The 14136-nt window shown below is 51.6% G+C and carries 15 protein-coding genes; 11 read left to right on the top strand and 4 right to left on the bottom strand.

The features are described from left to right. Positions 1 to 36 precede the first annotated feature (36 nt). Positions 37 to 1377, top strand: a complete 1341-nt coding sequence (gene glnA, locus KNP77_RS07770) for a type I glutamate--ammonia ligase (protein WP_071397634.1) — start codon at positions 37 to 39, stop codon at positions 1375 to 1377. 102 nt (positions 1378 to 1479) lie between these two features. On the opposite strand, the gene KNP77_RS07765 is transcribed toward glnA, so the two are convergent. Next, complete coding sequence (locus KNP77_RS07765; protein WP_214889916.1) at positions 1480 to 1920, bottom strand: metal-binding protein; 441 nt, start codon at positions 1918 to 1920, stop codon at positions 1480 to 1482. Further along, positions 1920 to 2540: a transcriptional repressor LexA gene (gene lexA, locus KNP77_RS07760; RefSeq protein ID WP_070327143.1), complete on the bottom strand. Its 621-nt coding sequence runs from the start codon at positions 2538 to 2540 to the stop codon at positions 1920 to 1922. The genes KNP77_RS07765 and lexA overlap by 1 nt, the downstream gene beginning before the upstream one ends. Before the next feature lie 200 nt (positions 2541 to 2740). Here lexA and KNP77_RS07755 point away from each other — a divergent pair, with 200 nt between their 5' ends. From KNP77_RS07755 to KNP77_RS07725, 7 genes are all read left to right on the top strand, one after another. Next, on the top strand, positions 2741 to 2977 hold the full coding sequence (locus KNP77_RS07755) for a hypothetical protein (RefSeq protein ID WP_070327144.1): 237 nt from the start codon (positions 2741 to 2743) through the stop codon (positions 2975 to 2977). 73 nt (positions 2978 to 3050) lie between these two features. Then, positions 3051 to 3695 carry a YneB family resolvase-like protein gene (locus tag KNP77_RS07750; protein WP_214889913.1) on the top strand — a complete coding sequence of 215 codons (645 nt, stop codon included), beginning with the start codon at positions 3051 to 3053 and terminating at the stop codon, positions 3693 to 3695. Between the two features lie 61 nt (positions 3696 to 3756). Then, on the top strand, positions 3757 to 3990 hold the full coding sequence (locus KNP77_RS07745) for a DUF896 domain-containing protein (RefSeq protein WP_070327145.1): 234 nt from the start codon (positions 3757 to 3759) through the stop codon (positions 3988 to 3990). A 199-nt stretch (positions 3991 to 4189) separates the two neighbouring features. Continuing rightward, positions 4190 to 6181, top strand: coding sequence for a transketolase (gene tkt, locus KNP77_RS07740; RefSeq protein ID WP_214889910.1), 1992 nt, complete (start codon positions 4190 to 4192; stop codon positions 6179 to 6181). Between the two features lie 128 nt (positions 6182 to 6309). Next, on the top strand, positions 6310 to 6543 hold the full coding sequence (locus KNP77_RS07735) for a YneF family protein (protein ID WP_131439735.1): 234 nt from the start codon (positions 6310 to 6312) through the stop codon (positions 6541 to 6543). Positions 6544 to 6665: 122 nt separating this feature from the next. Continuing rightward, positions 6666 to 8420, top strand: coding sequence for an ABC transporter transmembrane domain-containing protein (locus KNP77_RS07730; RefSeq protein WP_214889977.1), 1755 nt, complete (start codon positions 6666 to 6668; stop codon positions 8418 to 8420). Continuing rightward, positions 8410 to 10173, top strand: a complete 1764-nt coding sequence (locus KNP77_RS07725; protein WP_214889907.1) for an ABC transporter ATP-binding protein — start codon at positions 8410 to 8412, stop codon at positions 10171 to 10173. Before KNP77_RS07730 ends, KNP77_RS07725 begins: the two co-directional genes overlap by 11 nt. 80 nt (positions 10174 to 10253) lie before the next feature. Here KNP77_RS07725 and KNP77_RS07720 read toward each other — a convergent pair whose 3' ends face one another. Beyond that, the gene (locus tag KNP77_RS07720) at positions 10254 to 10433 is read right to left on the bottom strand and encodes an aspartyl-phosphate phosphatase Spo0E family protein (protein ID WP_070327150.1); all 180 of its coding nucleotides are present in this window, start codon (positions 10431 to 10433) and stop codon (positions 10254 to 10256) included. A gap of 189 nt (positions 10434 to 10622) precedes the next feature. Here KNP77_RS07720 and KNP77_RS07715 point away from each other — a divergent pair, with 189 nt between their 5' ends. After that, positions 10623 to 11321, top strand: coding sequence for a cytochrome c biogenesis CcdA family protein (locus tag KNP77_RS07715; protein WP_016510637.1), 699 nt, complete (start codon positions 10623 to 10625; stop codon positions 11319 to 11321). Between the two features lie 13 nt (positions 11322 to 11334). Then, positions 11335 to 11793, top strand: a complete 459-nt coding sequence (locus KNP77_RS07710; RefSeq protein ID WP_174545499.1) for a CcdC family protein — start codon at positions 11335 to 11337, stop codon at positions 11791 to 11793. Between the two features lie 45 nt (positions 11794 to 11838). On the opposite strand, the gene KNP77_RS07705 is transcribed toward KNP77_RS07710, so the two are convergent. Beyond that, the gene (locus KNP77_RS07705) at positions 11839 to 12270 is read right to left on the bottom strand and encodes a DUF2621 family protein (RefSeq protein ID WP_070327153.1); all 432 of its coding nucleotides are present in this window, start codon (positions 12268 to 12270) and stop codon (positions 11839 to 11841) included. Between the two features lie 180 nt (positions 12271 to 12450). Between KNP77_RS07705 and KNP77_RS07700 the strand changes: the two genes are divergently transcribed. Then, positions 12451 to 14046 (top strand): peptide chain release factor 3, encoded by a 1596-nt coding sequence (locus KNP77_RS07700; protein ID WP_131439727.1) that lies wholly within the window; start codon positions 12451 to 12453, stop codon positions 14044 to 14046. The last annotated feature ends 90 nt before the right edge of the window (positions 14047 to 14136 follow it).

The raw sequence follows: 14136 nt of genomic DNA, 5'->3' as shown, positions 1-14136 counted from the left end.
ACAAACCATTACACAATGTGAGAGGGGACTTTTACCATGGCCAGAAAAACGTTCACAAAAGAAGACATCAAACGGATCGCACAAGAAGAGGACGTACGCTTTATTCGTCTTCAATTCACGGATATCCTCGGTACGATTAAAAACGTCGAGGTGCCGATCAGCCAATTGGACAAAGCACTTGATAACAAGATGATGTTCGATGGCTCTTCAATCGAAGGGTTCGTACGCATCGAGGAATCAGACATGTACCTCTATCCAGACCTTAACACGTGGGTTGTCTTCCCATGGACAGACGGCAGCGGTAAAGTCGCTCGCTTAATTTGTGATATTTATAATCCGGACGGCACGCCGTTCAGCGGTGACCCGCGCGGTATTTTGAAACGCAACCTCGAGCACATGCAAAAGCTCGGCTTCACAGCGTTCAACGTCGGACCAGAGCCAGAGTTCTTCCTCTTCAAGAAAGACTTGAACGGACAGCCGACACTCGAATTGAACGACCAAGGCGGTTACTTCGACTTGGCACCTGTCGATTCTGGTGAGAACTGCCGTAAAGAAATCGTCATCGAGCTCGAAAACATGGGCTTTGAGATCGAAGCGTCACACCACGAAGTCGCACCAGGACAGCATGAAATCGACTTCAAATACGCGGATGCGGTAACGACTGCCGACAACATCCAAACGTTCAAACTCGTCGTCAAGACGATCGCGGCGAAGTATGGCCTTCACGCGACGTTCATGCCGAAACCACTCTTCGGTGTCAACGGTTCAGGGATGCATGCGAACATGTCACTCTTTAAAGGCGACACGAACGTGTTCTACGACCCGAACGGTGACATGGAGCTCTCGGATACGGCACGCGCCTTCACAGCTGGTATCCTCGAGCATGCACGTGCGTTCACGGCGATCTGTAACCCGACGGTCAACTCGTACAAGCGTCTCGTGCCTGGATACGAAGCACCATGCTACGTCGCATGGAGCGCCCGTAACCGTTCACCGCTCGTCCGTGTACCGGCTGCCCGCGGCCTCTCGACACGTATCGAAGTACGTTCGGTCGACCCGGCGGCGAACCCGTACCTCGCGCTCTCGGCCCTCTTGGCTTCTGGTCTTGACGGCATCGAGAAAGACTTGAAAGCACCGAAACCGATCGACAGCAACATCTACGTGATGGACAAGCCAGAGCGTGTTGCGAACGGCATCGACGATCTTCCGGCGACACTCTTCGACGCACTCGAAGTACTCCGCGCCGACAAAATCGTCATGGATTCGCTCGGTGACCACATCGGCGAACACTTCCTCGAGTTGAAAGAGATCGAGTGGGACATGTTCCGCACGCAAGTAACAGAGTGGGAACGCGATCAGTACATGACGCTCTACTAAGTCGAATGGATTCAAAAAACGCTCGATCCAGTTTCTTGGATCGGGCGTTTTTTTAGTCAAAACAAGCGACCACTCGAAATTGAGTGGTCGCTTGTTTTGCGATTAGAACGCACGTTTGAAAAATGTGGACGCATAGTCGAGTGCCGTATGGAGCGTCGTCGCGAACACGAGACCGAGGAAGAACGGGATGCCGTTCAAGTCGAGCCACGTCTTCACAGCCGCTTCATACGGGGTGAACGTAAGGATGAGCGCGAGCGGGAAGCCAAGGTAGATGACACGAATGAGATCGCTCAACACCGGCAAGTGCGACAGCGGCGACCGGTGCGGCATCAGCTTCACGTAAGGGAGCCAAAAGCAACGCAGCGGTCCCCACCGATAGTATGCATCCGATTTCAAATCGAGGTCCGGGGAGAGCCAGAACGTCCCGATAAGCGCACCGAGGAAAAGGGTAGTCGGGATATCGACATCAATAAAAGGCGTGGCAATCGCTAAAGCACCGATTGCCACGAGGTTCGTACGCGTATGTGTCTTGCCGCTAGCCATTAATGGATCGTCCGGTATACACCGATGACCTTCCCTAAAATGGATACGTTATCGAAATACATCGCCTCAAGTTCATCGTTCTCCGGCTGGAGTCGGACTTTCGACGCCTCTTTGTAGATCCGTTTGACGGTCGCCTCACCCTCGTCCGTCATCGCGACGACAATCTCTCCATTGTCTGCCGTGTTCTGTTGTCTCACGAGCACGCGGTCTCCGTCGAGGATTCCGGCGTTGATCATCGAATCGCCAGAGACGGAGAGCATATACACGTTATCCGAACCGACGATATGGGCCGGGAGCGGGAAGTGTTCTTCCACGTTCTCGATCGCCGTGATCGGTGTTCCGGCCGTAACTTTCCCGATAACCGGGACGTACATGACCGTCTCACGCTCCTCGATAGACGGGGCGTCCTCGCTCAACACTTCGAGCGCACGCGGTTTTGTCTTATCGCGCCGAATCAATCCACGTTTTTCAAGACGGTCCAAGTGACCGTGCACGGTCGAGCTCGATGCGAGACCGACGGCTTCACCAATTTCGCGGACTGACGGCGGATAACCTTTCGTCCGAACTTCAGCTTTTATAAAATCAAGAATCTGTTGCTGTCTTGCTGACATTTTTTTCAATGGATTTCACCTCGTTTATGTCGAATAACCTGCGAACGCATCCTATTCTTTATGGATTTATTTTAACACAAGAACATATGAGCGTACAAACATTCGTTCGTTTTTTCTTGACCGAACAGAAGTTCTTGTTTTATGATGAGAACAGATAAACGAACATACGTTCCTAAGAACGCATATTCTTATATTTGGAGGCGGTTCAAATGAAAGATACAATCAACGGATTCATATTGGTCGGAATGGTAGTGCTCGGGATGTTCGCCTTTTACTTAGTCGGCGAGTTTCGCCAAGGCGAAGTTGTCGAACCGACAGTGATGACGGTCGAAAGAAGTATCGAACAAGAAGTTGCGTTCAACGAAGCGGAAACGCTCGAAGCCCAGCTGTTAGCGGAACGTGCGGAAAAAGAAGAACGGAAAACGACGTGGTTCGCCGCTGAATGATCGATTTGGATTGCGAACACCCGCTCATCCTGTGTATCGTAAAAGGATGACTGGAAAGAAAGGGAGTGACGAGATGCGAGTCGTCATTTATTGTCGCGTATCGACGAACAAGTCAACTCAGGAAACCTCGCTCATGAGGCAAGAAGCGGAATTGTTACAGATGGCCAAACGTCTCGATGCGGAAGTGATCGATGTGATCACCGAACAAGAGAGCGGTTTCGAGGTCAATCGGACGGGTCTGCTCGATCTGTTAGAGCATGTGTCGGCGTCAAAGCTCGATGCCGTGCTCGTGAGCGATGACAGTCGCCTCGGCCGAGGGAATGCAAAAATCGCCATCTTGCATACGCTCATGAAGCATAACGTCCGGCTGTTGACGATGCAGTCGCCCGACGAATACGTCGTCTCCGACGCCGAGAAGATGGTGCTTGAGATTGTCAGCGTCGTCGAGGAGTATCAACGGAAGATTCATAACGCCAAGATATCGCGCGGCATGCGCCGGGCGGTCGCGAACGGCTTCAACCCGCAACGCAACATTCAGCACCATGACCAAGGTGGGAGGAGCCGGATCGAAGTGCCGATCGAGGAGATCGTCCAACTTCGGGAGCGGGGGCTCACCTTCGCTGAAATCGCGGCCACGCTCCGCGGATTCGGCTACGAAGTCTCGAAAGCGACTGTGAACCGTCGCTATTTGGAGCATGTGGCAGTGCCAGAAACTTGATTCCTACGCCCTGATTTTGTACAGTAGAACTACAAATTCAGTAGAGAGGGGGCGAACCATTATGTTAGCACCCGAACAATTGGAGCGGATTAACTTCCTCGCCAACAAGGCAAAGACAGACGGCTTGTCACAACAAGAGATGGACGAGCAACAAGCGTTGCGTCAACAATATTTAAAAGCGTTCCGTCAATCGTTCAAATCCCAGATGATGGGCATGAAAGTCGTCGATCCGGAAGGCAACGACGTGACACCAGAAAAACTAAAAGACGAACAGAACCGACACCGTTCTGAATGAACTCGAATGCACATCCTATTTCGTATAGGATGTGCATGTTTGTTATACACGAAGCTCGATAAGGTTCGACCATTCCCTCGAAAACAGACGTATGGAAGTAAACGATTCCAACCAATGTGACATACTATTTAATTAGTTGTGACACACGATTGAGTGTGCTAAAATATGACGGGTAGAAACTTTCTTAACAACAGAGAGGATGAAATTAGTGGAAACAACTACTAAAGAATTATTAGCGATTAACTCGATTCGGACGCTCTCGATTGATGCTGTCCAACAAGCGAACTCAGGTCACCCAGGTATGCCGATGGGTGCGGCCCCGATGGCGTTCACGCTTTGGACAGACAAAATGCGTCACAACCCGAAAAACCCGAACTGGTTCAACCGCGATCGGTTCGTCCTTTCAGCGGGACACGGTTCGATGCTATTGTACTCGCTGCTTCACTTGTCTGGTTACGACCTTTCACTCGATGACATCAAGTCGTTCCGTCAAATGGACTCGAAGACACCAGGACACCCTGAGTATCGTCACACGGCTGGTGTAGACGCGACGACGGGACCACTCGGCCAAGGGATTGCGATGGCTGTAGGTATGGCGATGGCTGAAAAACATTTGGAAGCAACATACAACCGCGATGAGTTCAACGTGGTCGACCACTATACGTTCGGAATTTGTGGAGACGGTGACTTGATGGAAGGTGTGTCGGCTGAGGCTGCCTCACTCGCCGGTCACTTGAAACTCGGGAAACTCGTCGTCTTGTATGATTCAAACGACATCTCACTTGACGGGGATCTCCACAAGTCATTCTCTGAAAGCGTAGAAGATCGATTCAACGCTTACGGATGGCAAGTCATTCGCGTCGAGGATGGAACGGACATCGATACGATCGCCAAAGCGATCGACGAGGCGAAAGCTGAGACGTCTAAACCGACGATGATTGAAGTGAAGACGGTCATCGGTTTCGGTTCACCGAATAAATCAGGTAAATCGGCATCACACGGCGCTCCACTTGGAGAAGCAGAGATCGAGCTCACGAAACAGTTCTATAAATGGGAAGGCGAGAACTTCTACGTCCCGAACGAAGTGTACGACTTGTTCAACGATAAAGTCGTTGAGCCTGGCGCTAAAGCTGAGTCGGATTGGAACGAGCTCGTCGCAGCCTACAAATCGGCTCATCCTGAACTCGGTGCTCAGTTCGAACGTGCGATGAACAACGAACTTCCTGAAGGTTGGGATAGCGAGTTGCCAACGTTTGAAATCGGTTCGGAAAAAGCGACGCGCCAAACGAGCGGAGAAGTTTTGAACGCGATTGCGAAGAAGGTGCCGACATTGTTCGGTGGATCGGCTGACCTCGCCGGCTCGAACAACACGATGATTAAAGGCGCGGCTGACTTCGACGAAGATCCGGCTGGCCGTAACATCTGGTTCGGTGTCCGTGAATTCGCAATGGCGGCAGCTGTCAACGGGATGGCACTTCACGGTGGCGTACTTCCTTACGGCGCAACGTTCTTCGTCTTCTCGGATTACCTCCGTCCAGCGGTCCGTCTCGCTGCACTCATGGGAATTCCGTCGACATTCGTTTTGACGCATGACTCGATCGCAGTCGGTGAAGACGGTCCGACGCACGAACCGGTCGAGCACTTGATGAGCTTCCGGGCGATGCCGAACTTGTCAGTTCTCCGTCCGGCAGACGGTAAAGAGACGATCGCCGCTTGGAAACAAGCGATCACGACGACGTCAGCTCCGTCACTTCTCGTCTTGACACGTCAAGCGTTGCCAGAACTCGTAGGAACATCTGTCGAAGACGCGGCGAAAGGTGCCTACGTCGTCGCAGGTAAGTCTAGCGAAGCGGACGTCCTTCTTCTCGGTACAGGGTCAGAAGTCCACGTCCTCGTCGAAGCACGTGAGCAACTCGCTTCTGAAGGCGTGAACGCTGCTGTCGTCTCAATGCCGTCATGGGAACTGTTTGAAGCCCAATCGGCAGAGTACAAAGAATCAGTCCTTCCTTCGTCGATCGCGAAGCGCGTCTCGCTTGAAGCGGGTGCGACGCTCGGATGGTACAAGTACGTCGGATTCGGCGGTAAAGTGCTTGGAATCGACAAGTTCGGCGCCTCGGCTCCTGGGGACCTCCTCATGAAAGAGTACGGCATGTCGGTCGAGAACGTCATCGACGCTGTCAAATCACTATAATTGTCATAAAAAACGTGTGATGGCCTAGCAATGTCTAGGTCATCACTTTTTTTTCTGACGACTAGCGAATTAGCGTAATATAGTGTATAGTAAAAAACGATGTTTCATATGGTAGAGGAGGTAAAACCTTGAGTACATTATTTTGGATTCTTCTTGTCGTGGCAGCACTCATCGGGGGTATCGCGATCGGATTCTTCATCGCTCGTAAATACATGATGAACTACCTTGAACAGAACCCACCAATCAACGAAGACATGATTCGTACGTTAATGATGCAGATGGGTCAAAAACCGTCACAGAAAAAAGTCAACCAAGTGATGCGTGCCATGAACGTTCAAGCGAAGAACGAAAAAAAATCATAATGAGTCACCGAAGCACTTCGCACCCGCGAAGTGCTTTTTTATTCATCTTTTGTTCGACAATCGAACAAACTTTCGCTACCATAAATGAATAGTCTTATTTCAAGATATAGGGGGCGTTTCAGATTCGTGTATTTAAACAATTAGCTTGGTTCTTCAGGCTCGAATGGCGGACGTATGCAGTCGGTATCGTCTTGCTCATGTTTGTCGCCGCACTCGAGCTCATACCGCCGCGCATCATCGGCCGAGTCATCGATGGGATGAACCAAGGTTCGCTCGAAGCGGACTTGCTGTGGATGCTGTTAGGAGGCCTTGCGGCTGTCGGGATCGGAAACTATGTGGCGCGCTTTTTTTGGCGTTATTTCATTTTCGGGGCCTCGATCCGGCTCGGACGCCTGCTCCGGAGCCAATTGTATCGTCACTTCACGGATTTGGATCAACGGTTTTATAAAAAGTCGCGTGTCGGCGATTTGATGGCGCACGCGACGAACGATGTCCAGGCTGTCTCGACGACGGCGGGGGCGGGTATTTTGACGCTCGTCGACAGTGTTACGATGGGTACGTTCGTCATCATCACGATGGTGACGACGATCAGCTGGAAGCTGACGGTCGTCGCTTTACTGCCGCTGCCGATCATGGTCATTTTGACGACACGATATGGAAAGATGCTCCATAGCCGGTTCGGTGTCGCCCAAGCGGCATTTTCCGAATTGAATGACAAGGTTCAGGAGAGTGTGAGTGGGATTCGCGTCTTGAAATCGACCGGGGAAGTCGACCACGACGTCGAATCGTTCGAGAAGTTGTCAGATGAAGTCATGGCAAAAAACGTTCGTGTCGCTAAAATTGACGCCTTGTACGACCCGACAATCTTCGGGATCGTCGGATTATCTTACATATTGTCGATCGGCTACGGGGCCTATTTGATTGAACAAGGCGAGCTCACGATCGGTCAAATCGTCAGCTTTACCGCTTATCTTAGTCTGCTCACTTGGCCGATGCTCGCCTTTGGTTGGTTGTTCAATATCGTCGAACGTGGTCGGGCTTCGTACGACCGGATCGAGCGCATGCTCGCCATCAAGCCGGAGATTCAAGACGACCCGATGGCGGCGACGAAACTGGATCATTCCGAGCTCGAGGCGGATATCGGTTCGTTCCGTTATGACGATACGACCGTGCTACGTGATGTCACGTTCCGGATCGAGCATGGCAAGACACTCGGGATTGTCGGTCGGACCGGTTCTGGTAAGACGACAATCGTTCGATTGTTGACTCGGGAATATGACGTGACCGACGGTAAAATCAAAATCGGCGGCGTCAATGTTCGTCAAGTCAAAAAATCACTTCTACTAGATAAAGTCGCCCTCGTCCCGCAAGACCACTTCCTGTTCTCGGATTCGATTGCGAGCAATATCGCCTTCGGAAAACCGGAAGCAAAAATGGATGAGATCATGGAAGCTGCCAAGATTGCCGAAGTGCATGACGACATCTTACGGTTGCCGGAAGGGTATGCCACGCTCGTCGGTGAACGCGGCGTAACGCTCTCGGGGGGACAGAAGCAACGTATTTCGATTGCCCGGGCGCTTATGATCGAAGCCGATCTATTAATCCTTGATGACGCGTTGTCCGCCGTCGATGCGAAGACGGAAGAAGCCATCATCGAACATTTCCGTGTCGGCAATCCGGAGCAATCTCGATTGATCGTCGCCCACCGTCTGTCGGCAGTGGAGCATGCCGATGAGATTCTCGTACTCGCTGACGGCCAAGTCATTCAGCGAGGCCGACACAACGATCTCATCCGAGAACCGGGCTGGTACAAAGAAACGTACGACCGCCAACAACTTGAGGCGATCGTGGAAGGAGGGGGCCACCATGAAGCATGATATTCAAGAATGGGTGGTCATCAAGCGGTTATTGGCCTATACGAAACGATACGGCCGGCCGCTCAGCCTCGCCTTCGTCTTTTTGCTTCTTGCGACGGGAGCGAAGCTTGCCGGACCATTTTTAATCAAAGTGTTCATCGATGAGTTCGTGACACCGGGCGTCTATCCGACGAATTGGATCGTCACGCTGCTCGTCGTCTATATGGTGTTACACATTTCAGCCGTCATCTTCGACTATTTACAATCGATTGCGTTTCAGAAGATCGCCCTTAAAATCGTCCAAAATATTCGAATGGACATCTTCCGCCATGTGATGGGGCTGCGTCTCGCCTATTTCGACCGGACGCCGGCGGGTGTGCTCGTCTCCCGGATCACGAACGACACGGAAGCGGTGAAAGAGTTGTACGTCGGCGTGATGAGCACGTTCGTCCAGTCGGGCGTTCAATTGCTCGGGACGTACATCTTCCTGTACATTTTAGAGCCGACGCTCGCCACGATCGGGCTCGTCCTCCTCCCGTTGTTTTGGCTCATCATTTGGGCGTATCGCCGGTACTCGACTAAATACTTTGCCCAAGTCCGTGATTTGTTATCGCAACTGAACGCGCAGTTGAGCGAGTCGATCAACGGTATGGGTATCGTTCAACAATTCCGTCAAGAAGAGCGTCTCGTCCGTCAGTTCGAAGCGACGAACGAGGCGCATCAAGAAGCGCGCTTCAAGAACTTGAAGCTCGATAGTATGTTGCTCCGCCCGATCATCGAGCTGTTGCTTGCGTTCTCGATCATCGGTTTGCTCGGCTACTATGGCTTCCTGTCGATGACGGAACAAGTTCAAGTCGGGGTCGTCTATGCGTTCATCAGTTACATCGAGCGCATTTTCCGCCCCGTGCTCGATATCATGCAACGGCTGAGTGAATTCCAACAAGCGGTCGTCTCGGCAGACCGCGTCTTCAAAGTGCTCGACACCGATGAACCGGCGCCAGGAAAAAGTCTCTCTGGCGAGGCAGCGATCGAGGCAGGAGAAGTGCGGTTTGACGATGTCACGTTCAGTTATGACGGGGAAGTCGATGTTTTGAAGAATATCTCGTTCGTCGCCAAGCCTGGTGAGACGGTCGCGCTCGTCGGTCACACGGGGAGCGGGAAAAGCTCGATCATCAACTTGCTCACTCGGTTTTATCCGTATGAAGGGGGACGGATCACCATCGACGGACACCCACTCGAGCAGTTCGAGGAAGTGGAACTTCGCGATAAGATCGGTCTCGTCTTGCAAGACCCGTTCCTGTTCAGCGGCACGATCGAAGATAATTTAAAATTGTTCAACCCGACAGTTGATTCCGATAAAGTACGCCAGTCGGCGGAGTTTGTCCAAGCCAATACGTTCATCGAAAAACTCGAGACGGGGTATGGTCATACAGTCGGCGAACGGGGAGCGACGTTCTCGAGCGGGGAACGGCAGTTGCTCGCCTTCGCCCGAACGGTCGCCCGTGATCCGAAAATCCTGATTTTGGACGAGGCGACGAGCTCGATCGACACGGAGACGGAGGAGCGGGTACAGTTCGCCCTCGACCGGATGCGTCGTGGACGAACGACGATCGCGATCGCCCACCGCTTGTCGACGATACAGGATGCCGACTTGATTCTTGTCTTACATCGCGGCGAGATCGTCGAACGGGGCAATCATCAGGCCTTGTTGAAGCATGATGGATTGTACAAAAAAATGTACGAGTTACAGTCAGGACAACGTCTGATGTCATAATTTACAAAGGACACCCGTGGGGGTGTCCTTTTTCCATGGAAAAAGCTCGTCACTAGAAAGTGACGAGCTGGAGTTGATGATCAATTTAAGTTGTCTGCTAGGTGTTTCGAGAGGACGTGAGACGTGATTAACGTGTCTAGCTCTTGGCTGACATGAATCACTTCTGGAGACGTCCAACTGTACTGCGAGGCGATTTCATACAGTTCATCGCGTTTTTGTTCAATGGCATAGTGTAAGGTTTCAGCTGTGATGACCGCCACGGTATTTCCCCCATCATATTAAAATAGAACCTGGTGAAGTAGAATATCCAAATCTTAGCATTCAACACTACACATCACAAGTTACATTTCCATTTCAATGATTACAAAATCGGAAGAAGTGGACGGAGAAAAGATGCGAGCATTTTGAAATGGTTTTCGCTATAATGGGGCTGAAAGGTGGAAAAACGCATGGAAGTCACTTTATGGCTCGCTTTTGGGGCGGGCGTCTTGTCTTTTTTATCACCGTGTACGCTGCCGCTCTATCCGGTCTTTTTGTCGTATATCACAGGGGTATCTGTCTCTGACTTGAAAAGCGAAGGGCTCCGGCAACGGACGGCTTGGTTTCATACGTTCTCATTCTTATTCGGATTCTCAATCGTCTTTCTCGTCCTCGGTTTATCAACTTCGTTGATCGCCGACTTCTTCATTCAATTTAAAGATAGTCTACGCATGTTCGGGGCAATCCTTATTTTTGTGTTCGGGGTCTTTTTAGCGGGGCTATGGCAACCGCGCTTCATGATGCGCGAAAAGAAACTCGCACTTGGAGAACGGAAGAGCGGGTATTTTGGGACCGTGTTGATTGGAATCGGGTTCGCAGCCGGATGGACGCCGTGTACAGGACCGATTCTCGCCGGGGTGATCGCACTGGCTGCGTCTAACCCGAGCCAAGGCATGGGGTATATGCTCGCTTACGTCATCGGGTTCTCGATCCCGTTTCTCGTCATGGCCGGCTTCGTCGGCAAAATCAAATATTTGGCGCGCAACAGCGCGAAAGTAACAAAGTTCGGAGGCTATTTGATGATGGCTTTCGGAGTCGTATTATATTTTGATGGAATGAACCGCTTCGCTGCCTGGATGAGCGAACTAGTGGGATTCACCGGATTCTAAAGGGGCTGACCATATGTCGATATTTTGGGGATCGACTCTCGTCGCACTGCTGATGGGGGTCATCGCGAGTTTCGTTCGCGTGAAGGCATCGGCCCGACCGACGAATGCGAAAAAAATCTTGATTCCACCGCTCGCGATGTCGACGGGCATGCTTCAATTTTTAGTGCCGGCTTTTCGTCTGACATGGCTCGAAGTCGGTGAGGCGCTTGTCGTAGGCTTGATTTTTAGTATCTTTTTGATCAAGACGTCCAATTTTGAAAAACGTGATGGTGAGGTTTATTTATCCCGCTCGAAAGCGTTTTTCATCGTCGTCTTCGCCTTACTCGCGATCAGGACGGTCATGAAAGCGTTCCTCGGCGATGAGGTCAACATTTTCGCGACGGGCGGCTTGTTCTATTTGATCGCCTGGGGCATGATCGTGCCGTGGCGGATCGCCATGTATCAAAAATATAAGCGCATCGCGACGACATAAACAACGGCATACCTCGAGCGAGGTATGCCGTTGTTTTTCGAATCTTCACTGTTGGAAATAACGCTTATAAGTCATCCAATCGATTTGCTCTTCTTCGAGCGCTTTCTTCAAAAACTTGTGGTCCCGCTTCGGTGTGGCGGCGATATATCCTTTGACGACGAGTTCCGTCGTCATCACTTTCGCTCTCGATTCGAGCGCGAACTGTCCGATCTTGCCGGCGATCTTGCGAATGGCGACATCGCGGAACAGCTCAGGCACTGGTGTGACGAGCCGATCGAGTAGCGTCCGTGTCTCGGGCGTCCACAGGTGGCGTGTCTTAGCGATGTAATCGTCCTCGATATCTAGGAGAGAGCGGCCGTCTTCTTTCGGCATCCGTTTTAAAAACTTACGGAACATGAAGTATCCGCCGATCGTCATCAACCCGATCATCACAAATCCCCAGAAGACAATGAAATACATCATCAAGTTTTCTGGCATCGTCTTTCCCCCGTTCTTTCATTTCACAATCATTCAAACTTAGTATACAAAAAAGACCGTGAATACAAAAGCATGAGCATCCCATAATGATGGACGAAACGACGCCGTTTCGTTAGAATAGAGAGCGTTGCAGTCAGAAATGAGAATGAAGTTGAAAGTCTGGAAGGGAAAGGACAATATATGAACCAATTAAAACAAGAAGTAGAGAAACGCCGCATTTTCGGCATCATCTCCCACCCGGATGCCGGTAAGACGACACTCACGGAGAAATTGCTCTTACACGGGGGAGCGATCCGCGAGGCGGGGACGGTCAAAGCCCGCAAAAACTCAAAACACGCCAAGTCCGATTGGATGGAAATCGAGAAACAACGGGGCATCTCTGTCACGTCGTCTGTCATGCAGTTCGTCTATCGCGACAAGGTCGTCTCGATCATGGACACGCCGGGTCACAACGACTTCGGAGAAGACACGTACCGCGTCTTGACGTCTGTCGACAGCGCGGTCATGGTCATCGATGCCGCCAAAGGGATCGAGACACAGACGAAGAAATTATTCCAAGTCTGTCGTATGCGGGGTATCCCGATCTTCACGTTCATGAACAAGTTGGACCGTCAGGCAAAAGATCCGCTCGAGCTCATGGAAGAACTTGAAGAAGTGCTCGGTATGCCTTCGGTCGCCGTCACATGGCCAATCGGCAGCGGGATGCAGTTCGAAGGTGTGTTCGATCGTATCAAGAACGAGATCCACTTGTTCCGTGGCGAGAAAGGCAAGCTCACGTTGAACGAGGACGGGGTCAACGATCCTGTGCTCGCCAACTACTTGACAGAAGAAAACTTGACGAACTTGCGCGACGAGATCGACCTGTTAGACGGTGCCGGCAACGACATCGACGTCGAGGCGATCCAATCAGGTAAGTTGACACCTGTCTTCTTCGGTACGGCGCTCGTCGACTTCGGGGTGACGTCTTTCTTAGACCACTACCTCGATATGTCGCCGGCCCCAGAGGCCCGTAAATCGAACGTCGGTCCGATCGACCCGACGTCTGAAGACTTCAGTGGTTTCGTCTTCAAGATTCAAGCGAACATGAACCCGGCCCACCGTGACCGCATCGCCTTCGTCCGCATCTGTTCGGGTGTGTTCGAACGGGGAATGGACGTCACGTTGACGCGGACCGGCAAGAAAATCAAACTGAGTCAATCGACGCAGTTGATGGCCAACGACCGGGAGACTGTCGATAAGGCGTTTGCCGGTGACGTCATCGGGATCTACGATTCTGGGACGTACCAGATCGGTGACACGATCACGACGTCGAAGCAAAAGATCGCGTTCGAGGCGTTGCCGACGTTCCCGCCGGAATTGTTCATGCGCGTCTCGCCGATCAACTCGCTCAAGTCGAAACACTTCCACAAAGGTGTCGAGCAACTCGCCCAAGAAGGAGCGATCCAAGTGTACCGCAACGAGTATAACGAGATTTATCTCGGCGCGGTCGGTCAACTCCAGTTCGAGGTGTTCGAATATCGTCTCAATAACGAGTACGGGGTCGACATCCGGATGGAGCCGGTATCGTATAGTGTCGCTCGTTGGGTGAAGGACAAAGAATTGAAGGCGCTCAAGCCGTTCCAAGACTCACGGAACATGCTCGTGACCGACCGTTGGGAACGCCCTGTGTTCTTGTTCGCCAACGAGTTCACGTTTGACCGTTTCAAAGAACGCTATGAAGATGAGTTGACGCTCGTCGACGCACTCGATGTCAATGTCGAGATCGGTGCCGAATAAGCTAGATTGTAAAGACGGCCTTAGATGGCCGTCTTTTTTTCGTGTTTTGAGACGATTGGAGTAAATGATAAGTTTTACTTATGACTAATT

Source organism: Exiguobacterium sp. s142 (assembly GCF_018618455.1).
Lineage (GTDB): Bacteria > Bacillota > Bacilli > Exiguobacteriales > Exiguobacteriaceae > Exiguobacterium > Exiguobacterium aurantiacum_A.
The sequence above is the reverse complement of the archived record's forward strand: the minus strand, read 5'-3'. Positions and strand labels throughout refer to the sequence as shown.